Source organism: Rhizobium sp. FG96 (genome assembly GCF_057808655.1).
On the sequence record NZ_JBMDIL010000001.1, the window covers coordinates 614348 to 635995 of the forward strand.

Below are 21648 nucleotides of genomic sequence, written 5' to 3' on the forward strand. Positions count from 1 at the left end.
ATATTCCACTGCCAATACCGCAGAAAATCTGCCCTATTCGATCCCCTCGCCTGCCTTGACCAGCCAGTCGCGCAGCGCCGTGAAATGCGGCTTGCGGAGATCGGTGGTGCGGCAGCAGAGGCTGTAGCCTGCCGGGCGGCGGATGAAGCCGAAGGGAGCCGTTAGGATATTGCGCGCCAGGTCGTCCTCGATCGAGGCGCGGGGCGCGAGTGCGACGCCGAGGCCGGAACGGGCAGCGCCGAGCGCCAGCAAGAGGTCTTCGAACTCCTGACGGCGGCCGAAGCTGACGGGGGGCGTGCCGCTTTCGGCGAACCACTCGTCCCAGAGCTTCGGCACACTGCGGCTGACAAGCATGGCCGCCGAGGACATGCCGGCGGGATCGGTGCCGAAAGTGGCGGCAAGCTGAGGAGCGGCCACCGGGCCGAACTCGTCTTCCATGAAGCGGATCGCGTCGACACCGGCCGAGGGGCGGTATTCGCCACCCATGATGACGGCATCGAGTTCCGGGTGCTGCAACAGCGGCTCGGCCACCGCCATCGGCACGATATCGATCTCGCTATCGCCAAGCGCCCGCTGCAGGCTGCGGATGCGCGGCATCAGCCACCAGATGCCGAAGGCAGAGGGAACGCCGAGGCGCAGCTTGCGGCTGTCGTCTTTCTGGAGGTCGCCGGCGGCATGCTGCAGCAAGGAGAAAGCGGCCGTCGCCGCTTCCGCAAAGGCCTTGGCCCGGTCAGTCGGCACGAGGCGTCGGCCCTCACGGGTGAAGAGCTTCTCGCCGAAGTAATTCTCCAGTGCCGCGATCTGCAGGCGCACCGCGCCGCGCACGACGCCGAGCTCCTGGGCAGCCCGCAGAACACTACCCTGGCGGCAGACGGCTTCGAAAGCTCTGATTGCATTGAGTGGCGGAAGGCGCATGGCGGTCATCAACAGGAAACGATACCCCCAGATTGATATGGGCATTGAACGAAAGGCAAGAAGGCCCCATATTGAACACCTGTGCAAAGACGGAAACGGAACAGGATTTGACGGAATTGCGACCCGCCGCGGCGTGATATTTCCGTATTAAAAACCAAAGCCGCGTTATGCACCGTTAAATGGCGCATGGATCGCGCAAGCTTTCCAGCACATGCTAATATTAGTGATTCCTTGGAACGACTCAAAAGGTGACCCGACCGTTGACGCTTCTCGCCCGTTTAGCCTCTGATGTGCAGCTGATGTTCCGGCGCCCGCCGCGACAGCAGTATGCAGCGCTCTGCTACCGGGTGAAGAAGAAGGGCAACGAGGTCGAGGTTCTCCTGATGACGAGCCGCGATACCGGCCGCTGGGTAATCCCCAAGGGCTGGCCGATGAACGGCAAGTGTTCCTATGAGGTCGCCGCCCGCGAGGCCTACGAGGAAGCGGGCGTGCGCGGCGCCGTCGAGCACGAGACGCTCGGCGCCTACAGCTATCCGAAGGTCCTGAAAGACGGGCTGAAGGTGACCTGCAAGGTGCAGGTCTACGCTCTCGAGGTCACCGATCTCGCCAAGAACTTCAAGGAAAAGGGCGAACGCACGATCGAGTGGGTTTCCTGCGACGAGGCCTGCAAGCGGGTTCGCGAGCCGGAGCTTCGCGATCTCTTCCTGCAGTTCAAGCGCCGTATCAACGAACATCTTCAGGCAAGCCGCGCCAAGCAGATTCCGGCTGAATGATTCCTGCCATCTTGCGCTGTTAGGAATGACAGCGTTAAAGCGGGATTCTTTCCAGGAAAGAGAATGGCCGAGAAGACACCCGTCCTTACAAAACGAACGCTCGACAAGGACCTCGACAAATATAGCCATGTCGAGGATGCCTCGAAGTTCGTCGCGCGAAAACTGATCGCACCCGGCATCGGCCTGGTGTTCCTCGGTCTCGCGATGCTGTTTGCAGGCGTCTACGTCTTCGACCGGCCGGGCGCCGTTCTCGTCATCGCCGCTGCCGCATTTGCGGCCTATATGGCCATGAATATCGGCGCGAACGACGTGACCAACAATGTCGGCGCTGCCGTCGGCGCGCGTGCGATGACGATGGCGCAGGCGCTGGTGATCGCCGCGATCTTCGAAGTGCTGGGGGCGACGATCGCCGGTGGCGAAGTGGTGAAGACCATTTCCTCCAGCATCGTCGATGCCGTGAGCGTTCCCGAGGGACTGCTGGCCTGGATCATGATGGCGGCGCTGATGGCTGCCGCTCTCTGGATCAATCTCGCGACATGGCTGAATGCGCCTGTTTCCACCACGCACGCGATCGTCGGCGCCGTGATCGGCGCGGGCATTGCTGCTGTCGGGCCGGAGCCGGTGAACTGGCGGGTGATGGTGGAGATCTCGTCGAGTTGGGTAACGTCGCCGCTGATCGGCGGGGTAATCGCCGCCGGGCTGCTGTTTCTCGTCAAGACATTCGTCATCTACCGCGATGACAAGATTGCAGCCGCCAGGCGCTGGGTCCCGGTGCTGATCGCGATCATGACTGGTGGCTTTACCGCCTACATGATCCTGCAGCTGACGACACCCGATCGCTTCCCGGCCATGACGGTCCTCGCTTACGGCCTGGCGGCGACGGTGGTCTCCTGGCTGATCGCCCGCCCGATCGTCCGGCGTCAGGCGGAGGGGCTCGAGAACCGCAACAGTTCGCTGCGCATCCTCTTCAAATATCCGCTGATCGGCTCGGCCGCCCTGCTCTCCTTCGCCCACGGCGCCAACGATGTCTCGAATGCCGTCGGGCCGCTGTCGGCGATCGTCCGCTCGACGACGGTTCTGCCCGTGCATGGCGACATCGCGCCGCCGCTCTGGGTCATGCTGATCGGTGCCTTCGGCATTTCGATCGGTCTGCTGCTCTTCGGGCCGCGCCTGATCCGCCTCGTCGGCGAGCAGATTACCAAGCTCAATCCGATGCGCGCCTATTGCGTGGCGCTGTCGACGGCCTTCACCGTCATCGTCGCCTCATGGTTCGGGCTGCCGGTCAGCACGACGCATATCGCCGTCGGCTCCGTCTTCGGCGTCGGCTTCTTCCGCGAATGGTACACCCGCAACTCGAAGCGCCGCATCGCCTATATGCGCCACAAGGCCGAGAGCTGGGCGATCGACGAACCTGTTGATCCGAACGTGCATGAAACCCGCCGCCGTTATCTGGTGCGCCGCTCGCATTTCATGACGATCATCGCCGCCTGGGTGATCACCGTGCCGGCATCCGGCGCGCTTGCGGCGCTTCTCTATTGGGTTATGTTCGCCCTCTTCGTTTGACCGGGAAAGATCGAATGCGCGCCAATTTCCGCATGCAGCGGCTGTTCATCGATGCACAGCTTTCGGCCAATACAGCCGTCGAAGCCGATTCCGACCAGTATAATTACCTGGCCAACGTGCTGCGCATGAGCGACGGCGCGGAGATCCTGGTTTTCAACGGCCGGGATGGCGAATGGAAAGCCACGCTCGCCTTTCCGACCCGTAAGCGCATTCTGCTGACACCGGTCGAACAGACGCGGCCGCAGCCTGCCCCCTCGGACCTTCACTATCTCTTCGCGCCGCTGAAAGTCGGGCGGCTCGATTATCTGGTGCAGAAGGCGGTGGAGATGGGTGCCGGTCTTCTGCAGCCGGTCATGACCCAGCATGTACAGGGCAAGATCACCAATCTCGACAAGCTGAAGGCGAACGTCATCGAGGCGGCCGAGCAGTGCGGCATTCTCGGCATTCCCGATGTTGCCGAACCGGTGAAGCTTTTCGATCTCCTGGACGGCTGGTCCAGCGATCGGCGGATCATCTATTGCGACGAGGGCGATGCCGGGCAGAACCCGCTGCCGCTGCTTTCCGCGATTGGCGAGAAAAAGCTCGCGCTTCTGGTCGGCCCGGAAGGCGGCTTTTCGGAAGAAGAGCGCGCCCGGCTGCGCAGCCTCGATTTCGTCACCGCCATCCCGCTCGGCCCGAGAATCCTGCGTGCAGATACGGCTGCGGTTGCTGCGATGGCCGTAATCCAGGCGGCGATCGGCGACTGGAATTAACCTTCGCCATATCCACTCAAGAAACAGCATGCTATTTTTTTGAACCGGCGTTGAAAGAATTTCACTTGCAACATACCTGAGAGCGGTCCTAATCACCCTTCCAATTGCCGCGCCCCACAAGGCGTTCCCCCAGAATACAGGTTAGATTTGCATGGCTCGCGACACCACCGACCAGACCCCGCTCTCTTCGGTTCAGGAGCTGACCGATTATCTCGCTGCGGGGAACAAGCCGGCCGAGAAATTCCGCATCGGCACCGAGCATGAGAAGTTCGCCTTCTTCCGCGCCGACAACAGCCCCGTTCCCTATGCCGGCGACGCCAGCATTTCCGCGCTCCTGAAGGGGCTGCAGGAGCGTTCCGGCTGGGAGCCGATCATGGACGGCGAGAATATCATCGGCCTTGGCGAGCAGCATGGCATGGGCGCGATCTCCATCGAGCCGGGCGGCCAGTTCGAGCTGTCGGGCGCGCCGCTCGAGACGATCCACGAGACCTGCAAGGAATCCAACCAGCACCTCGCCGTTCTGCGCGAGATCGCCGAGCCGATGGGCATCCGCTTCCTCGGCATCGGCGGCAGCCCGAAATGGACGCTGGCGGAAACGCCGCGCATGCCGAAATCCCGCTACGACATCATGACCCGCTACATGCCGAAGGTCGGCTCCAAGGGGCTGGACATGATGTACCGCACCTGCACGATCCAGGTGAACCTCGACTTCTCCTCGGAAGCCGACATGCGCAAGAAGATGCGCGTCTCGATGAAGCTGCAGTCGCTGGCGACCGCGCTCTTTGCCTCCTCGCCCTTTACCGAAGGCAAGCCGAACGGCCTGCTCTCCTGGCGCGGCGACATCTGGACCGATACCGACAACCGCCGCTCCGGACCGCTCGACTTCAGCTTCCGCGACGATTTCGGCTTCAAGGACTATGCCGAATGGGCGCTCGACGTGCCGATGTACTTCATCGTGCGCGACGGCCGCTACAAGGACTGTACCCACGTCACCTTCCGCCAGTTCATGAACGGCGCGCTGAAGAGCGAGATCAAGGACTGGGAACCGACGATGGGCGACTGGACCAACCATCTCTCGACGCTCTTCCCGGACGTTCGCCTGAAGCGCTTCCTCGAAATGCGCGGCGCCGATGGCGGTCCGTGGCGCCGCATCTGCGCCCTGCCCGCCTTCTGGGTCGGCCTGCTCTATGATGAAGCCGCGCTCGAGGCTGCCGACCAGTTCACCAAGGACTGGAGCTTCGACGAGGTCGTCGCGCTGCGCAATGCCGTGCCGGCCGAGGGCCTGAAGGCCGATTTCCGCGGTCATCAGCTGTTCGACACGGCAAAGGACGTGCTCGCCATTTCCAAGGCGGGTCTCAAGTCGCGCAACCGGCTGAACAAGGAAGGCCAGGACGAGACGATCTTCCTGTCGCCGCTCGACGAAGTCATGGCCAAGAAGGCGACGCTTGCAGAAGATCTGCTTGCCCGCTTCAACGGTCGCTGGAACGGCTCCGTCGAACCTGTCTTCGAAGAATATCAGTACTAAAAGCCGTTTGCGCATTCCCATTTCCGTTTATAGTAGCGATTCAAACGCACTAGAGAGCGGAAGGACTGCCCATGCTGCCACTCTTCGACATGATGATGCAGGCGCAGAATGGCGCGGCGATGGATGCCATCGCCAAGCAGTTCAACCTCGCGCAGGAACAGGCGACCAAGGCGATGGCGGCGCTGATGCCCGCCTTCTCCGCCGGGCTGAAGCGCAGCACCGCCAATCCCTATGACTTCATGGGGCTGATGCAATCGGTGGCATCCGGCAATTACGGCAAGTATTTCGAGGATATGAGCAAGGCCTTCACGCCGCAGGGCATCAATGACGGCAATAATATCCTGTCCCAGCTCTTCGGCTCCAAGGAAGTCTCCCGCGCCGTTGCCGCGCAGGCCGCCCAGATGACCGGCATCGGCCAGGAAATCTACAAGCAGATGCTGCCCGTCATGGCCGGCACGCTGATGGGCGGGCTGTTCAAGCAGTCGACCGGGCAGATGTCGTCGCCGGTCAATCCCTTCGTCAACACGGCGATGGGCGAAACCATCCAGGCCTGGCTCGAAAGCACCGGCTTTGCGCCGAAGCAGAAGGCCGCGCCCGAGCCCAGCATCTTCGACAATCCCTTCACGCAGGCCATGCAGCTGATGTTCAGCGTGCCGAAGCCCGAGCCGGAAAAGACGGCGGCCAACCCGTTCCTCGACAATCCCTTCGCCAAGGCCTTCCAGGAAATGATGGCCGGCATGAGCCAGCCGCAGCAGGCCGCCAAGGCCCCGGAGCCACCTAAGGAAGAGGTCAAAGAGCCGTCCGAAAGTTACATGGACATGCTCAACACCATGTTCGACAGCGGCCTCGAAGTGCAGAAGAGTTATCAGAAGAGCCTGGAAACCATCTTCGACGCCTATCGTCCGAAGAGCCCGCCCTCCGCCAAGCCATAAAAAAACCCGGAGACGGCTGGGAAAGCCGGTCACCGGGTTAAGAGGCAGGGCTATTGGCTATCACCCTGCGGGGAAACGGTCCGCTCCTAGTCTATGTAGGAGCGGAAGATCGACAGGCGCCAGCGGCGGCGGGCCGAGGTCGTCAGGTGGGCCGACGGATCCTCGAAGAACGACGACGTCAGAAGGGCGGCGGCGATATCGGCGCGGGTGAGGCCGATATCCCTCAACTGATAATCGTCCAGTTCATGGAGACCGTTGATCGCTCTGCGATTGCGGTAGGCGCGAAAGAGAGCGGCCAGCGGAGCCATGATGCCCACGAGACGTGTGGACGTTGCCGGCTGCTTGGCACAGTCGAGTTCTAAAGTCTGGTCAATCATGCGCATCGAACTCTCCTTTCTTTCGGGCGCAACGATCCACCCGTCCCGCGAGGTCGAGCGGGACGGTGTGTGGATCGAAACTCAAGTCGGACAGAGCGGTCTCTGTCCTTCACTTTGCTTGATTTGCAGCCAGAAGATGCCAAAGCCCTATTGATCAGTCCAACGAATGTTTCTAATGGTTATTATCAGAGATCGTTATAGGTGAGCCCATGTCTGCGCCTCTTGATATTGACCAGTTGCAGACTTTCATCGCCATCGTCGACTCCGGCAGCTTCACCAAGGCCGCCGATCGCGTCTACAAGACGCAGTCTGCCGTCTCGATGCAGATGCGGCGTCTGGAAGAGCGGATCGGCAAGCAGCTTTTCATCAAGGACGGTCGCGGCAACCGCCTGACGGTCGAGGGCGAGAAGCTCCTGAACTACGCGCGCCGCATCATCCGCCTGAACAACGAAGCGATCGCGGCCTTCGACGACAACCGTCTCGAGGGCACGCTGCGCATCGGCACGCCCGACGACTATGCCGACCGCTACATGCCGGAGATCATCGGCCGCTTTGCCAAGACGCATCCGAATGTCGAGCTCTACATCGTCTGCGAACCCTCGGTGGATCTCGCCGAGCGGATGCACAAGGGCGAGCTCGATATCGCGCTGGTGACGCATAACCCGCGCGAGCGCATGTCGGATGTGGTCAGAACCGAGCCGCTCTGCTGGGTGGGCTCTGCCAACCATCCGATCCGCGACGATGCGCCGGTTCCGCTTGCTGTCGGCCGCCGTGATTGCCAGTGGCGCCAGCTTGCCTGCTCGGCGCTCGATGCCGTCGGCCGCGAGCATCAGATCCTGTTCACCAGCTGGTCCTGCACCGTGGTTGCGGCCGCCGTGCTTGCCGGCATGGCCGTCTCCGTCATGCCGGAATCGGCGCTACGCACGGGCATGAAGGTGCTGAGCCAGGCAGACGGCTTCCCCGCCCTGCCCCCGGTGCAGATCGGCATCATGAAGCGTCCCGGCGTTTCGATCTCGCTGATGAATGCGATCACGGCGCATATCACCGCCTGCCTCGACAACATCACGCCTGCCGTCGTCGACGACAATCTCGAGGCCGATGTGAAGAGTGCTTACGCGCGGAACTTCCCGCGCCTGAAGGCCGCCAACATGGTGCCGAGCTGGTAAGCCTCAGCTTAGCTCTACGAACAGGCAAGCGCGGATGACGCGCTTCCATTCTCCCAGCATGCGCTCGGCGAGCGCTTCCTCGCTCTTGACCGCGAGGCGGATCGAGGCGCCGATCAGGTGGCTGAAGAGATAGGTGCGCGCCTGCATGTCGATCTCATCCAGTTCGGGCGCGACGCGCCTGACGGCATCGAGAAAGATATCGGCGACGCGGTTGCTGTGTTCGATATTGAGGCGCAGCAGATCCTGGTCGGTTTCGGTGCCCATCCAGACACCGAGATAGGTCGGGTTGTTGCGATAGGCATGGTAATACCAGTCGATCATTCCCTCGATCAGGGTCAGCGACTCCTCGAGCGACTGGACGCCGGCAAACATCTTCGCGGTTTTGGCCTGCACCTCGCTCGCATGACGATCGAAGAGCGCTTTGACGATCGCCGCCTTTTCCGGGAAATACTGGTAGACCGAGCCGATCGGCACCTTGGCGGCGACCGCAAGCTCGGTCATGCGCATGGCGCTGACGCCCTTTTCGGCGATGATCTCGGCAGCGGCTGACAGGATGAGATCGAAACGCTGAATGCTGCGTTCCTGCTTGGGCTTTCGGCGAAGGCCGATGCGATCCACACTGTCTACGCTCATTTCACCCCCGCATTTTTATGAATGAGCGGCGGTGTCTGTTTCAAACCGGCGCATGCGAGCGATATGGCATGCAGCCCTTCATGCGCCGTAAATGGAAAGCATCGCATTTTAACGAACTGTCAAACTCCACAAAAATCGGGGCGCGCGGCCCCGATTTTCCATGTTTATCCCTGTGGATTTCCAGTCGATCGCAAGATTAGGCGAGGTTCTTCTTCAGGAATTCGACCGTACGACTCCAGGCCAGATCAGCGGCCTTCTTGTCATATCGCGCCGAGGACGTATCGTTGTTGAACGCGTGATTGACGCCGTCATAGACGAAGATCTGGAAATTCTTGCCGTTCGCCTCAAGCGCCTTCTTGTAGTCGTCGATGCCGGCATTGATGCGATCGTCGAGGCCGGCATAGTGCAGCATCAGTGCCGCCTTGATGGCGGGCACCTGATCGGCTTTCGGCTGGGCGCCGTAATAGGCGACACCGGCCTTGAGCTCCGGTGACTTGGTAGCGAAGTTGTTGACGGTGCCGCCGCCCCAGCAGAAGCCGATGGCGCCGACATTGCCGTTGGCGTCGGGCAGGCCCTGCAGATATTTGAGGCTGGCTTCGGCATTGGCCGCAGTGGCGGTTGCATCCAGCTTGCCGAACATCTCGCGGGCCTGATCCTCATTTTCCGGCGTGCCGCCGAGCGGCGAGAGGAAATCCGGGGCGAGCGCGATGAAGCCTTCCAGCGCCATGCGGCGGGCGACGTCGCGGATATGCGGATTGAGGCCACGGTTCTCGTGAATGACGATGACGCTGCCGAGCTTGCCGGAGGCGGCTGTGGGCTGGACGAGATAGCCCTTCATTTCCCCGGCGCCGCCGGGATAGGTGACATCGGCGGCCTTCAGCCTGGCGTCATCGGCGGAGATAACTTCGGCGGCCGCCTTGTTGGCGGCCAGCATCGGAGCGATCACGGCTGCGGCCCCCGCCGAGCCTGCGAGCTTCGACAGCTTGTCCATGAAGCCGCGCCGATCCAGCGTCAGATGCGTGTATTCGTCATAGGCGTTGATCATCGCCTGGGTGATTTCCGGCTTGTCCATGTGGTTCTCCTCTTCCCTACCCGGGGCTTTGCCCGCTGAGGAAGATAGGTCACCGCACAGCGCGCGGAGAACACATGTGCGTTACCCGCTGAAGGCCATCCAGCCGACCAGCCATCCCCACATGCCGATCAGCACGACGAAGCCGGCAGCGAACAGCGGGCTGCGGATGCGCAGGCGGTTGCTGGTGACGTGGACATAGGCATGCGCATAGCGCAGCGCGACGAAGACCCAGGCGGCGACATCCGCCGGGATGTTGTCGGCTTCGGTGATATAGAGAAGGATGCAGCAGACATAGAAGGGGATCGGCAGCTCGAACTGGTTGGCGATGCAGTTCTTGACGAACAGGCTTTCCTGCGGCTCGACCCGGTTTTCGCGGTATTCGGATATCCTGACCTTGCCCTGCTTCACCATCTGGCGGCGGCGATAGCCGAGCAAACCGTAGAGGATGAAGACCAGCGCGACATGGGCGACGATGGGCCAGAACATCTCGAAACCGGTCATGTGGGCATTTCCTTTCCGCTTCTTCCAAATTTTTCAAAGCAGTAAAGGAAAACATCCGGTGTTGCCAGACGAATGCCCGCCGCGAAAGGCCGCAGCGGGCAAACGACGTCAGACCTGGGCGATGCCGCCATCGGCGAAGAGTTCCGCGCCGGTGACGAAGCTGGAATCGTCGGAGGCGAGGAAGAGTGCTGCGGCGGCGATCTCATCCGCATGACCGACGCGGCCCATCGGGACCTGCGAGCTCAGGTAGTCGAGCAGGCCCTGCTGTTCGGCCTTGCCGGGACCGGCAAGCTCGACGAGGCCGGTGGTTTCGGTCGGGCCTGGGCTCAGCGTGTTGATGCGGATGCCGCGGCCCTTCAGATCGAGGATCCAGTTGCGCGAGAAGTTGCGGATTGCGGCCTTCGAGGCGGCATAGACGCTGAAGGCCGCCGTGCCTGTCGAGCCTGCAGTCGAGCCGGTGAGGATGACCGAGGATCCGTTGGCGAGCAGCGGCAGCGCCTTCTGCACGGTAAACAGCACGCCCTTCACGTTGCGGCCGAAGGTATCATCATACTGCTCCTCGGTGATCTCGCCGATTGGCGCGAAGGAACCGCCACCAGCATTGACGAAGAGTACGTCGATGCGGCCGGCCTTTTCCTTCACCTCGGCATAGAGGCGGTCGAGGTCGGCGAGCTTCGAGGAATCGGCCTGGATGCCGGCGACATCGCCGCCGATCTCGGCAACGGCCTTCTCCAGAACATCGGCGCGGCGGCCGGTGATGAAGAGGCGCGCGCCTTCCGCGGCAAACCGCTTGGCGGTGGCAAGGCCGATGCCCGAGGTGGCGCCGGTGATGACTGCGATCTTTCCATTCAGTCTCTGTGTCATGGTGTGTCGTCTCCTTTGTGCGACTGAACAGAAGATATGGACGGCAAGATCGTTTCGGAATAGAAAGAAAAGCAATCCATCATTGCAGAAATGAAACGATGAAACTGCCAGACTTTGAAGGCTTTGCGATGTTCGCCAAGGTGGCCGAGGAGCGCTCCTTTGCGCGGGCCGCCAAGGCGCTCGGCGTCTCCACGGCGACAGTGTCGCGCGGCGTCAGCCGGCTGGAGGAGCGGCTGGGAGCGCGGCTCTTCAACCGGACATCGCGGCAGCTGTCGCTGACCGAATTCGGCTCGCGCCTTGCCGACCGGGCGTCGCGGATCTTCTCCGAGGCAGAGGAGATCGAGAATGCGGCGCGCGAGCTCTCGAGCCGCCCGCGCGGGCTGATCCGGCTGGCGGCGCCGATGTCCTTCGGCGTGCGCTGGCTGGCGCCGATCCTGCCGGATTTCTTCGAGCAATATCCCGATATCAGCATCGATCTGCATATGAGCGATGCGAGCACGGATCTCGTCGGCGAAGGCTTCGATGCGGCGCTGCGGATTGCCGTGCTTCCGGATTCCTCGCTGGTGGCGCGGCGGCTGGCGCCGGTTGCGCCCTTCATCGTCGCCGCACCCTCCTATCTCGAGAGATACGGCTGCCCGCAGCATCCGCGCGATCTCGAGGCGCATCATCTGATGGGCTATGCCTATCGTCCGCGCCAGGACATCTGGCGGCTGAAGAGCCGGGAGGGAGAAGAGATTTCCATCACCCCGAACGGGCCGTTGCGGGCGACGAATTCCGAAGCGCTCATTCCGATGGCGCTGCGCGGTCTCGGCATCTGCGAGCTTCCCGAGTTCATGGTGAGCGAATATCTGGCGGACGGGCGGTTGAAGGCGATCCTGACCGACTGGACGCTGCCGAGCGGCGCGCTCTATTTCGTCACGCCCTCGGCGCGGTCGCGGCCGGCAAAGATCGAGGTGCTGGCGGAATTTTGTGCGGCGCGGCTGACAAACCCGCCCTGGCGCTGGCCGCGCTGACTACTCCGCCTTCGGGCCGATGCGGATCAGCACGAAGCGGACGATGGCGATCAGCGTGACGGCGAGTGCCGCGAATTTGAGCTTGGTGAGCCAGGGAAGTGCTGCTGCGGCGATGGCGGCCGATGCGCTGTCGCTGAAGGCCGTCAGGCTTGCGAAACTCTCGCCGTAGTCGGCAAGCGCATAGAGGATCGGCAAGGCGCAGACAGCCTTGACCAGGGCCGGATGAACCGGACGGCCGAAATAGCGGCTGCCGGTGTCGAGCTTGAGGATGACGGTGAGGAGCAGCATCGCGAGCAACGCCGGAAGCACCAGTTCCGGGCCGAGATACATGGCGCGGAGCATATCGTGCGCCACCGGATTGCCGTTGAGCAGAACCTGCATGGCGGCAACGGTCGCCTCGTCATAACCCGCGACATAGGTGTCGAGCATGGCGCGGCCGGTTTCGTGCTCAAACGGCAGCACGAAACCGAAGACAGCCCAGCCGAAGGCGGCAAGGCTGAGGATGGCGAGCAGCCAGATGATCCAGGCGGGTATCCGGCTGCCTGCTTCCATGATCAGACGCCGGAACCCGGATAATTCGGGCTTTCGCGGGTGATCGTCACGTCATGCGGATGGCTTTCGCGAAGACCGGCGCCGGAGATGCGCACGAAGGTGGCGCGCTCCTGGAACTCCTTGATGTCCTTGCCGCCGACATAGCCCATGGCAGCCTTCAGGCCACCGGCGAGCTGGTGGACGACGCCGGAAACCGGACCCTTGTAGGGAACCTGTCCTTCGATACCCTCAGGAACGAGCTTCAGCGTGTCGCGTACTTCGGCCTGGAAGTAACGGTCTGCCGAGCCGCGCGCCATGGCGCCGACGGAACCCATGCCGCGATAGGCTTTGAACGAACGGCCCTGGTAGAGATAGACTTCGCCCGGGCTTTCATCGGTACCTGCAAGCAGCGAGCCGATCATGACGGCGGAGGCGCCGGAGGCAATCGCCTTGGCAACGTCGCCGGAGAACTTGATGCCGCCATCGGCGATAACCGGGATGTTCTGCGCCTGCGCGGCTTCGACGGCCAGCATGATCGCCGCGAGCTGCGGAACGCCAACGCCGGCAACGACGCGCGTGGTGCAGATCGAGCCCGGGCCGATACCGACCTTGACGGCGTCCGCACCGGCATCGATCAGCGCCTTGGTGCCTTCCGATGTCGCGACGTTACCCGCCATGACGCGGACGGAATTGGAGAGCTTCTTGACGCGGCCGACGGCTTCCAGAACACGGGCCGAGTGGCCGTGGGCGGTATCGACGACCAGCAGGTCGACGCCGGCATCGATCAGGCGCTCGGCGCGCTCGAAACCATCTTCACCAACGCCAACGGCAGCGGCAGCACGAAGACGGCCCTGTGCATCCTTGGCGGCGTTCGGGTTGAGCTGTGCCTTTTCGATGTCCTTGACGGTGATCAGACCGACGCAGCGGCCTTCGCCGTCGACGACCAGTAGCTTCTCGATGCGGTGTGCGTGCAGCAGGCGCTTGGCTTCCTGCTGATCGACGCTTTCCTTGACCGTCACGAGGTTCTCGCGGGTCATCAGTTCGTAGATCTTCTGTGAGGGGTCGGAGGCGAAGCGGACGTCGCGGTTGGTGAGGATGCCAACAAGGCGGCCGGACTTTTCGACAACCGGGATGCCGGAGATCGAGTACATCTTCATCAACGCCAGCGCATCGGCCAGCGTCGCATCGGGGCCGATCGTCACCGGATTGACGACCATGCCGCTTTCGAACTTCTTGACCTGGCGGACCTGCTCGGCCTGCTCGGCCGGGGTCAGGTTCTTGTGGATGACGCCGAGACCGCCGGCCTGGGCCATGGCGATTGCCAGGCGGGCTTCGGTGACCGTATCCATGGCGGCGGAGATGATCGGGATGTTGAGTTCGAAGTCGGGAGCGAGGCGGGTGGCAACGCTGGTCTGGCCCGGCAGAACCTCGGAATGACCGGGCTGCAGCAGCACGTCATCGAAGGTGAGTGCGTCCAGTCCGGTTGGCGTTTCAATGATGCGAGCCATGGCCAATTTCCTTCAATTAAGAAAAAATGCGACCCCACCCGGAACGAATCGTCCGCACCGGCGGTGTGCAAGGGTTGCTTTGGAAGTTGGCGAGGGCTGGTAACACGTCTATGACAGGATGGGAATAGCAAAACGCGAATGCCAGCCGCGCGTCCAGGGAATAGGACGGAACGGCCTATTCTGACGTCCTGCAGCCTTGTTTGGCGCACCCGGCTTTCCCATGTCTCCACGGGCTGGACTGCATTTTCTTCAAGACGTCATACTTCCACCCTTCAAAGGAGCCTGCACGCCGTGAACCCCACCTGCACCTGCACATCGTCAGATACGTTCGTCTTCCTGCGCGCCTGGCTGCGCAATCCGCTGCGGGTTGCCTCCGCCATTCCCTCGGGACGCTCGCTCGGCCAGCTGATCACCCAGGAGATCGATCCGGCATGCGGCCGGGTGATCGAGCTCGGACCCGGCACCGGCGTCTTCACCCGCGCCCTCATCGGCCGCGGCGTTGCCGAGAGCGATCTGGTGCTGATCGAGAAAGGCCGGGAATTTACCGGCATGCTGGCAGAGCGGTTTCCGCAGGCAGCGATCGTGGAAAGCGATGCGGCGAAGATCGGCCAACTCGAGCTTGGCGGTCCGGCAGGCGCCGTCATCAGCGGGCTGCCGCTTCTCTCGATGCCGCCGCGCCAGGTGATGAGCATTCTTGCCGGCGCTTTCAGGCATCTCGGCAATCAGGGCAAATTCTACCAGTTCACCTACGGGCCGCGCTGCCCGGTGCCGCGGCCGATCCTCGACCGGCTGGGCCTGAAGGCTGTGCTCGTCGGGCGAACGATCCAGAACTTTCCGCCGGCTGCGGTCTACCGCATCTCCCGGCGCAATCCCCTCGCCTTCTGGCAGCGCAACGCGGATTGAGGCGGGCGGGAGCGGTGAGAGCCGCTCCCGCTTTCGTCATCAGATATCGAACTGATAGCTCTTCGGCACGAAGCGGTAGCCCGCGCCCTGCTTCTCGACGAAACCGACGGCCGGGAACGGCATGTGATAGCCGAGGAAGGCGATCTTGTCGGTGGCGATCAGGTCGAACACCTTCTTACGAGATGCTGCGGCTTCCGCCTTGTTCATGTCGAAGCGCACCTCCCATTCGGGATGCAGCAGCGACAGGATGTAGTGGTTTGCGGTATCGCCGGTGAAGACCATCTGCTTGTTGTCGGACTGGGCGTGGAAGACCATGTGGCCGGGCGTGTGACCGGGCGCCAGCATGGCGGTGATGCCGCTGACGACGGAATCGCCTTCCTTGATGAAGGTAGTCTTTTCGGCAAAGGGAACGACATTGGCGAGAACCGCCTTGTGGCCGCCTTCGGCCGGCGTGCCTTCGCGGGCCTTGTCCGTCCAGAAATCGTATTCCGCCCGTCCTGCGACATAGCGGGCATTCTTGAAGGCGGGAGCACCGTTCTCCATCATGCCGCCGATATGGTCGCCGTGCATATGCGTGAGCGCCACGACGGTGACGTCATCGGCCGAGTAGCCGGCGGGCTTCAGGCCATCCTGCAGCTTGCCCATGCCGCGCTCGCGGGCGCCGGCGCCGAAGCCGGTATCGACGAGGATCACATCCGATCCGGTATCGATGATGGCGGGCGAATAGCTGTTCACGAACTTGTCGCCCGGCAGGAAATTGTCGGTCAGCAGCTTCTTGACCGTTTCCGGATCCTGATTGGTGCCGAAGGTCTCGAAGGGTTTTTCCAGCACGTTGCTGCCGTCGCGGATGGCGGTGATCTTGAACGAGCCGAGCTTGAATTGATTGATCTCTGGCAATGCCGTCGTCATCTTACCTGTATCTCCAGTCGCGGCCGCCTGGGCCGTCGTTCTTAAAATGGCCGGCGCTGCCAGCAGGCCAATGCCTGCGGCAAAAAGTGTGCGCCGCTTCATCCCCAATGAAACTGCCATATATGGATCCTCCGGCAATGTGCGATCTTTTCGCACCCATCCCTTGTGAATTCGCCGGGATTTCTAGCCCCGGCGGCGTAAGCATATGTCAATCTTGAAAGGAGAAGTTGCCGAACAAGCCGTCTCACGCAGACGTGAAGCAGATGTGTAAACTTCGGCGTTTCCGGGATTGGCAGAGACCTAGACCAGGACTAAACAGCACCGCCCCCAAGACCACCATTCAAGGCTTTCGCCTATGAACCGCATTGTTCCGCTGATCCTCGCCGTCGCTCTGTTCATGGAGCAGATGGACTCGACCGTCATCGCCACCGCCCTCCCAGCGATCGCCAATGACCTCCACGTCAACCCCATTACCCTGAAGCTGGCGCTGACATCCTACATGGTGTCGCTCGCCGTCTTTATTCCGATCAGCGGCTGGATGGCCGACAGGTTCGGCGCCAAGAACATCTTCCGCCTGGCGATCTGCGTTTTCGTCGTCGGCTCGATCTTCTGCGCCTTCTCTTCGAACCTCGTCGAATTCGTCTTCGCCCGCTTCCTGCAGGGCATGGGCGGCTCGATGATGACGCCTGTCGGGCGCCTCGTTCTCGTCAGGACGACGCAGCGAAGCGATCTCGTCTCGGCCATGGCGCTGCTGACCATCCCGGCGCTGGTGGGGCCTCTTGCCGGGCCGCCGCTCGGCGGCTTCATCACCACCTATTTCAGCTGGCACTGGATCTTCCTGATCAACGTGCCGGTCGGCGTTGTCGGCGTTTGGCTGGCGACGATCTTCCTGCCGCATGTGGAGGCGACGAGGCCACCGAAACTCGATTTCATAGGCTTCATCCTGACTTCGGTTTCGGCCGCCGGCGTGGTCTTCGGCCTGTCGGTCGTCAGCCTGCCGGCATTGCCGCCGATCATCGGTATTGCCGCCACTGTCATCGGCCTCATCTGCGGCTGGCTCTACGTCCGCCATGCCAAGAGCCATCCGGCGCCAATCCTCAATCTCGATCTCTTCAAGAACGCGACGTTCCGCGCCTCGACGACGGGTGGCACGCTGTTTCGCATCTGCGTCGGCGCCATGCCGTTCCTGACGCCGCTGATGCTGCAGCTCGGCTTCGGCCTGACGCCGTTCCAGTCCGGTCTCATCACCTTCTCGGGCGCGATCGGCGCGATCACCACCAAGTTCATGGCGCGGCGCGTCTTTGCCGCCGTCGGCTTCCGCTCGACGCTGCTGACCGCTGCCTGCGTGACCACCGTCGTCACCGCCGCTACCGGCTTCTTCACGCCCGAGACCCCGCATCTGGCGATCGTCATGATCCTGCTGATCGGCGGCTTCTCGCGCTCCTTCATCTTCACCGGCATCAATGCGCTGGCTTTCGCCGACATCAAGGATTCGGAAGCCAGCCAGGCGACCTCGATGAGCTCGGTGCTGCAGCAGATCAGCCTGGCGCTCGGCGTTTCCGTCGCCGCCATGATCCTGGAGACCTGCATCTATTTCCGCGGCGAGGCGCTGCAGGTGGCGGATTTCCATATGGCCTTCTACGTGATCGCCGCGCTGACGATCATCGCCATGATCCCGTTCATCCGCATGGACAAGAATGCGGGCGCGCTGGTCTCCGGCCATCGCGGCAAGCGCGTGGCGCCTGCCGTCATGGAAGCCGAGCAGCCGGCGGTGAAATAGCTCACTCCGGCTGTTCGCAGACGGCGCTCAGCTTGTTGCCGTCCTGATCGCGGACATAGGCGGCGTAGAAATCGGCATGGAACGGGCGAAGGCCCGGCTTGCCCTCGTCGACACCGCCGGCGGCGATCGCCGCGGCATAGAAGGCATCGACATCGGCCCTCGATGCCGCCGATAGCGCCACCATGGTGCCGTTGCCTGCCGAGCCACGGCGGCGGTTGAAGGGCGTGACGATCCACAGGCGGCAGCGGCTATCGCCATCCGCCGAATAGCCGATTTCTTCCTCCGAATAGCGTTGGCAGCGATAGCCGAGCAGCGGCAGCACGGCATCATAGAAACGCCGGGCCCGCTCGACGTCATTGGTTCCGAGGGTCACATAGAGAAGCATAGGTCGATGGCAGTCCTGTCTTGGGACTGTCATAATCGCCCGAGATCCCTGGAAAGATCAAGCTTCCGTAACGTCAGTTTGCGCCTGGCGGCCCTTGAAGCTCTTGGCGAGCAGGAACATCTCGACGGATTCCGCCCGCGAGGACGCCGGCTTGACGTGCACGACCTGCTTGAAATGCTGCTTCAGCATGGTCAGGAGCTCGCGTTCCGTGCCGCCCTGGAAGGTCTTGGCCAGGAAGTGGCCGCCCTCGCCCAGCACCTCGATCGCAAAATGCGCCGCGACCTCGCAGAGATGCATGGTGCGCAGGTGATCGGTGCGGTGATGGCCGGTCGTCGGCGCCGCCATGTCGGAAATGACGAGATCGGGCGTGCCGCCGACGGCTTCGATCAGCCTGGCAGGCGCTTCCGGATCGAGGAAGTCGAGCTGCAGGATCTTGACGCCGGGGAGCGGCGCCATTTCCAGGAAGTCGATCGCGGCGACGCGGATATCCTCGTCGGTGGAATCGGTCACCTTGGCGGCGATCTGCGACCAGCTGCCCGGGGCAGCGCCGAGATCGATGATGCGGCGCGCGCCCTTGAGGATGCCGTGCTTCTCGTCGATCTCCAGCAGCTTGAAGGCGGCGCGGGCGCGATAGCCTTCCAGCTGCGCGCGCTGCACATAGGGATCGTTGATATGGCGGTTCAGCCACTGGCGCGAGGACGCCTTCATCTTCTTGTTCTTGACGCGCTGGCCGAGCTTGCGGCCGGTGCGGTTGCCCGCGATGGGTGCCTTGGTCATTCTTCCCCTACCTTCCACGCTGGCCGCGGCGATTGCGATGGCGGCGCCAGACGCCGTCATCCGCCATCATGTCGGTCAGCAGGCCTTCTCTCAAGCCGCGATCGGCAACGCGCATGCGCGGGCTCGGCCAGCGGCGGCGGATCGCCTCCAGAATGGCGCAGCCCGCCAGAACCAGATCGGCCCGATCAGGCCCGATGCACGGATTGGCGGCGCGGCTTGCAAAATCCCATGAGAGCAGCTTTGCCTGCATGGCCGAAACTTCGTCATCCGACAGCCAGATGCCATCCACCTTGCGGCGATCGTAACGCGGCAGGTCGAGATGCACGCCGGCCAGCGTCGTGACCGTACCCGAAGTGCCGATCAGATGGAAATCGGTCGATTCCACCACCTCGATCTCCGGGCAGATGAAACTCGACAGCATGCCGGCCACTTCGGAGACCATGCCCTCAAAAACATCAGGCGTCACATCGCGCCCGCCATGCCGCTCCGAGAGCGTGACCACGCCGACGGGCAGCGAGGTCCAGTGGGTGATGTGATTGGCAAGCCGGCTGAAGCGGTTTTCGCCGATGCGGATGACGGCGATTTCCGACGAGCCGCCGCCGATATCGAAGAGCACGACCGAGCGCGTCTCGCGACCGACCAGCGACGAGCAGCCGGAGACGGCAAGGCGCGCTTCGGTTTCGCGGTCGATGATCTCGAGCTCAAGGCCGGTTTCGGCAACGACGCGCTTCAGGAAGTCTTCGCCGTTCGACGCCTGGCGGCAGGCTTCGGTGGCGATCAGCCGCATGCGGCGGATCTCGCGGTTCTTCAACTTGCCGGCGCAGACGCGCAGCGCATCGACGGCGCGGTCCATCGCCTCGTCGGAGAGACGGCCGCTCGCCGCCAGCCCCTCTCCAAGCCTGACAATGCGCGAAAAGGCATCGACGACGCGGAACTGGCCAGGACGGGTCGGCTGGGCGATCAGCAGGCGGCAATTGTTGGTGCCGAGATCGAGCGCGGCATAGAGCTCATCCGGCCAGGGATGTTCGTGGGCGTGATGTTCGCGCTCGGGAAGCCGCGGCGGACGCTGCAGCTCGTTGCCGCGCGGCTCGGCGGCACCATTGGCGCGCGCCGAAGCGGGTGTAGCAACTGCAGAGGGCTGGACGGCCGCCTTGCCCGGCGTCAGCGGACGGCCCTGCAGGCCGCGCTTGCCGCGATGCTTGCGCCGGTTGCGGCGCGAGGGATGCTCCGAATCACCAGCGCTCAGCGCTGCTGCTTCGGGCGCCTTTTGCGGATGATTGTGTGCGGGAGACCCGGAATCGGCCTGTCCTGCGGCATGACCACCACCACGGCGACGGCGCTTGCGTTTGCGGGACGGATTCCCTGCTGCGTTTTCCGTCGGGCGCGCAGCGTCTCCGGGGGTGCCGGAGGCGGTCTGCGAAGCGGCCTGGGGCGCGTTGCGGGATTGCCCGCCACGTTTCCCCTTGCGGCGCCGGGACTTTTTACCGTCCTTGCGTCCTGCCGCTGGCGCCCCGTCAAATTGCGGCTTGGCGCCGCCTTCGGGGTCTTCCACGTTCTTTTTCCACGCGCCGCGCAAGGCCTGACCGGTATGCTGCTGGCGCTCATTAGATTTTTGCGTTGCCGCAAGAATACCAGCGCATGCGAAAATCACCAAATTCTTTTTGAAATCAGTTTTAGAAGGCCCTGAAACGCCCCTTCCACAGCTCTCTCGATTTTTTTCAAAACAGGTATTTGCATTCCGCCGTCTTTTGGTTATAAGCCCCGCACGACAGCGAAGCGGCCGACAGCGCCGCTCCTGCTGGGGAATAGTTCAATGGTAGAACGACGGACTCTGACTCCGTTAATCTTGGTTCGAGTCCAGGTTCCCCAGCCAACATTTTTTCAGCATTTAAAATCAAATACTTATCCTGCCGTGCGTACCTCATTACGTACCATGGAATGTACCTCTAGCATCCAAAGATTTTCATTGCCGTGAGTGCTTGAGATGGCAAGCCAACGATCATTCTCGAATGCGAGACTTGATTACCACCCACTTATGGCAGACGGCATCAATTACCCCTCACATATGGAAGAACACGGCTGCGGCAATTACCCCAGCCTTTAGCACAGAGCCGCTTCGGTTGCTGTCTCTGGCCTTTCTTTGTCCGTGTCGATTACCACGCACTTAAGTAGAACCACGCGCTCACGCGACCCGATAGCCGGGAGTCGGTTCAACCGCTCACGTTCGTCTCAGCCTTAGCCTCGGTGATCAGATCGATTGCCGGGGTCTTTTTCTGCTGTGCTGGTGACGAGCGATCATAAAAAGAACCTATGACGAGAACGAAGATGCACGAACCCAACAGCACGACACCCTCCTCACCGACCCAAGACGCCGCCTGCGGCCTTCCCCATGATCTAAAGGCCCTGACGTTCGGCAAGGCACTGGACGCTCTCAGGCAGGCTCAAAAAGCTACTACCAAGCTCGATGACGAGCCAAACCGTCTCCCGCTTACACAGCTCGTCGAGCTGCCGAAGGTGTTCCAGATCAGAAGCGCCGAAGTGGACGATCGACATGTCAGCTGACCTTGCCCCCAAGTTTTATCCAGTTTTGAGTTCGCTCCAGCGGTTTTGGGTTGCTGTATTCGGGGCGGTAGCGGCGGGTTGCGGTGCGGAGCCATTCCGGCTGCGCAGCACCGCATCACGTCGCGGGTTGATTGTCTGAGCGAACTCGGCAGGTGTCATCCAGCCGAGTCCAGAGTGTGGTCGATGATCGTTGTAATCGCTGCGCCA

At 62.4% G+C, this 21648-nt stretch carries 23 protein-coding genes and 1 tRNA gene; 11 read left to right on the forward strand and 13 right to left on the reverse strand.

The annotated features are described in order from the left end of the window. Nucleotides 1-33: 33 nt before the first annotated feature. Nucleotides 34-915, reverse strand: coding sequence for a LysR substrate-binding domain-containing protein (locus tag ACODR6_RS03155; protein ID WP_489020665.1), 882 nt, complete (start codon nucleotides 913-915; stop codon nucleotides 34-36). Nucleotides 916-1175: 260 nt separating this feature from the next. On the opposite strand from ACODR6_RS03155, the gene ACODR6_RS03160 reads away from it, so the two are divergent. The 5 genes from ACODR6_RS03160 (at nucleotide 1176) to ACODR6_RS03180 (ending at nucleotide 6460) form a co-directional block, all read left to right on the forward strand. Then, nucleotides 1176-1688, forward strand: coding sequence for an NUDIX hydrolase (locus ACODR6_RS03160; protein WP_112713094.1), 513 nt, complete (start codon nucleotides 1176-1178; stop codon nucleotides 1686-1688). Nucleotides 1689-1751: 63 nt separating this feature from the next. After that, complete coding sequence (locus ACODR6_RS03165) at nucleotides 1752-3251, forward strand: inorganic phosphate transporter (RefSeq protein ID WP_489020667.1); 1500 nt, start codon at nucleotides 1752-1754, stop codon at nucleotides 3249-3251. Nucleotides 3252-3265: 14 nt separating this feature from the next. Beyond that, nucleotides 3266-4003, forward strand: a complete 738-nt coding sequence (locus ACODR6_RS03170) for a 16S rRNA (uracil(1498)-N(3))-methyltransferase (protein WP_489020669.1) — start codon at nucleotides 3266-3268, stop codon at nucleotides 4001-4003. 151 nt (nucleotides 4004-4154) lie between these two features. After that, the gene (locus ACODR6_RS03175; RefSeq protein WP_203429535.1) at nucleotides 4155-5528 is read left to right on the forward strand and encodes a glutamate--cysteine ligase; all 1374 of its coding nucleotides are present in this window, start codon (nucleotides 4155-4157) and stop codon (nucleotides 5526-5528) included. 71 nt (nucleotides 5529-5599) lie between these two features. Beyond that, complete coding sequence (locus ACODR6_RS03180; protein ID WP_203429536.1) at nucleotides 5600-6460, forward strand: DUF937 domain-containing protein; 861 nt, start codon at nucleotides 5600-5602, stop codon at nucleotides 6458-6460. 86 nt (nucleotides 6461-6546) lie between these two features. On the opposite strand, the gene ACODR6_RS03185 is transcribed toward ACODR6_RS03180, so the two are convergent. Next, nucleotides 6547-6843, reverse strand: coding sequence for a DUF1127 domain-containing protein (locus tag ACODR6_RS03185; protein ID WP_112713106.1), 297 nt, complete (start codon nucleotides 6841-6843; stop codon nucleotides 6547-6549). Between the two features lie 203 nt (nucleotides 6844-7046). On the opposite strand from ACODR6_RS03185, the gene ACODR6_RS03190 reads away from it, so the two are divergent. After that, nucleotides 7047-8003 (forward strand): LysR substrate-binding domain-containing protein, encoded by a 957-nt coding sequence (locus tag ACODR6_RS03190; RefSeq protein ID WP_112713108.1) that lies wholly within the window; start codon nucleotides 7047-7049, stop codon nucleotides 8001-8003. 3 nt (nucleotides 8004-8006) lie between these two features. Here ACODR6_RS03190 and ACODR6_RS03195 read toward each other — a convergent pair whose 3' ends face one another. The 4 genes from ACODR6_RS03195 to ACODR6_RS03210 all read right to left on the reverse strand — a co-directional run bounded on the left by ACODR6_RS03195 (nucleotide 8007) and on the right by ACODR6_RS03210 (nucleotide 11073). Beyond that, nucleotides 8007-8636, reverse strand: a complete 630-nt coding sequence (locus ACODR6_RS03195; RefSeq protein ID WP_203429537.1) for a TetR/AcrR family transcriptional regulator — start codon at nucleotides 8634-8636, stop codon at nucleotides 8007-8009. A gap of 196 nt (nucleotides 8637-8832) precedes the next feature. Next, nucleotides 8833-9708 (reverse strand): dienelactone hydrolase family protein, encoded by an 876-nt coding sequence (locus tag ACODR6_RS03200; RefSeq protein ID WP_489020672.1) that lies wholly within the window; start codon nucleotides 9706-9708, stop codon nucleotides 8833-8835. A gap of 81 nt (nucleotides 9709-9789) precedes the next feature. Beyond that, nucleotides 9790-10209, reverse strand: a complete 420-nt coding sequence (locus ACODR6_RS03205; protein ID WP_489020674.1) for an MAPEG family protein — start codon at nucleotides 10207-10209, stop codon at nucleotides 9790-9792. 108 nt (nucleotides 10210-10317) lie between these two features. Next, nucleotides 10318-11073, reverse strand: a complete 756-nt coding sequence (locus ACODR6_RS03210) for an SDR family oxidoreductase (RefSeq protein ID WP_203429538.1) — start codon at nucleotides 11071-11073, stop codon at nucleotides 10318-10320. Nucleotides 11074-11171: 98 nt separating this feature from the next. Between ACODR6_RS03210 and ACODR6_RS03215 the strand changes: the two genes are divergently transcribed. Continuing rightward, entirely contained in the window at nucleotides 11172-12086 is a 915-nt protein-coding gene (locus ACODR6_RS03215) for a LysR family transcriptional regulator (RefSeq protein WP_112713118.1), read from the forward strand. Here ACODR6_RS03215 and ACODR6_RS03220 read toward each other — a convergent pair whose 3' ends face one another. Together ACODR6_RS03220 and guaB are read right to left on the reverse strand one after the other, a co-directional pair. Beyond that, entirely contained in the window at nucleotides 12087-12638 is a 552-nt protein-coding gene (locus tag ACODR6_RS03220; protein ID WP_489020677.1) for a hypothetical protein, read from the reverse strand. It abuts the gene before it with no gap. A 2-nt stretch (nucleotides 12639-12640) separates the two neighbouring features. Then, on the reverse strand, nucleotides 12641-14125 hold the full coding sequence (guaB, locus tag ACODR6_RS03225) for an IMP dehydrogenase (protein ID WP_112713122.1): 1485 nt from the start codon (nucleotides 14123-14125) through the stop codon (nucleotides 12641-12643). Nucleotides 14126-14416: 291 nt separating this feature from the next. Here guaB and ACODR6_RS03230 point away from each other — a divergent pair, with 291 nt between their 5' ends. Then, entirely contained in the window at nucleotides 14417-15028 is a 612-nt protein-coding gene (locus ACODR6_RS03230) for a class I SAM-dependent methyltransferase (protein ID WP_489020679.1), read from the forward strand. A 39-nt stretch (nucleotides 15029-15067) separates the two neighbouring features. Here ACODR6_RS03230 and ACODR6_RS03235 read toward each other — a convergent pair whose 3' ends face one another. After that, nucleotides 15068-16057: an MBL fold metallo-hydrolase gene (locus ACODR6_RS03235; protein ID WP_489020681.1), complete on the reverse strand. Its 990-nt coding sequence runs from the start codon at nucleotides 16055-16057 to the stop codon at nucleotides 15068-15070. Between the two features lie 235 nt (nucleotides 16058-16292). Here ACODR6_RS03235 and ACODR6_RS03240 point away from each other — a divergent pair, with 235 nt between their 5' ends. Beyond that, entirely contained in the window at nucleotides 16293-17717 is a 1425-nt protein-coding gene (locus ACODR6_RS03240; protein WP_489020683.1) for a DHA2 family efflux MFS transporter permease subunit, read from the forward strand. A 1-nt stretch (nucleotide 17718) separates the two neighbouring features. On the opposite strand, the gene ACODR6_RS03245 is transcribed toward ACODR6_RS03240, so the two are convergent. The 3 genes from ACODR6_RS03245 to ACODR6_RS03255 are packed head-to-tail and all read right to left on the reverse strand — an operon-like array spanning nucleotide 17719 to nucleotide 20431. Then, complete coding sequence (locus ACODR6_RS03245; protein ID WP_199626222.1) at nucleotides 17719-18102, reverse strand: VOC family protein; 384 nt, start codon at nucleotides 18100-18102, stop codon at nucleotides 17719-17721. Nucleotides 18103-18159: 57 nt separating this feature from the next. Then, nucleotides 18160-18879: an RlmE family RNA methyltransferase gene (locus ACODR6_RS03250; protein WP_112713132.1), complete on the reverse strand. Its 720-nt coding sequence runs from the start codon at nucleotides 18877-18879 to the stop codon at nucleotides 18160-18162. Between the two features lie 7 nt (nucleotides 18880-18886). Further along, on the reverse strand, nucleotides 18887-20431 hold the full coding sequence (locus ACODR6_RS03255; RefSeq protein ID WP_489020686.1) for a Ppx/GppA phosphatase family protein: 1545 nt from the start codon (nucleotides 20429-20431) through the stop codon (nucleotides 18887-18889). A 247-nt stretch (nucleotides 20432-20678) separates the two neighbouring features. Here ACODR6_RS03255 and ACODR6_RS03260 point away from each other — a divergent pair. Both ACODR6_RS03260 and ACODR6_RS03265 read left to right on the forward strand, forming a co-directional pair. Then, a tRNA-Gln gene (locus tag ACODR6_RS03260) sits at nucleotides 20679-20752 on the forward strand. Nucleotides 20753-21204: 452 nt separating this feature from the next. After that, complete coding sequence (locus ACODR6_RS03265) at nucleotides 21205-21441, forward strand: hypothetical protein (RefSeq protein ID WP_489020688.1); 237 nt, start codon at nucleotides 21205-21207, stop codon at nucleotides 21439-21441. A 15-nt stretch (nucleotides 21442-21456) separates the two neighbouring features. Here the strand turns inward: ACODR6_RS03265 and ACODR6_RS03270 are convergent. Continuing rightward, nucleotides 21457-21648 (reverse strand): integrase core domain-containing protein (locus ACODR6_RS03270; protein ID WP_489020690.1); only part of this gene is annotated, 192 nt, incomplete at its 5' end.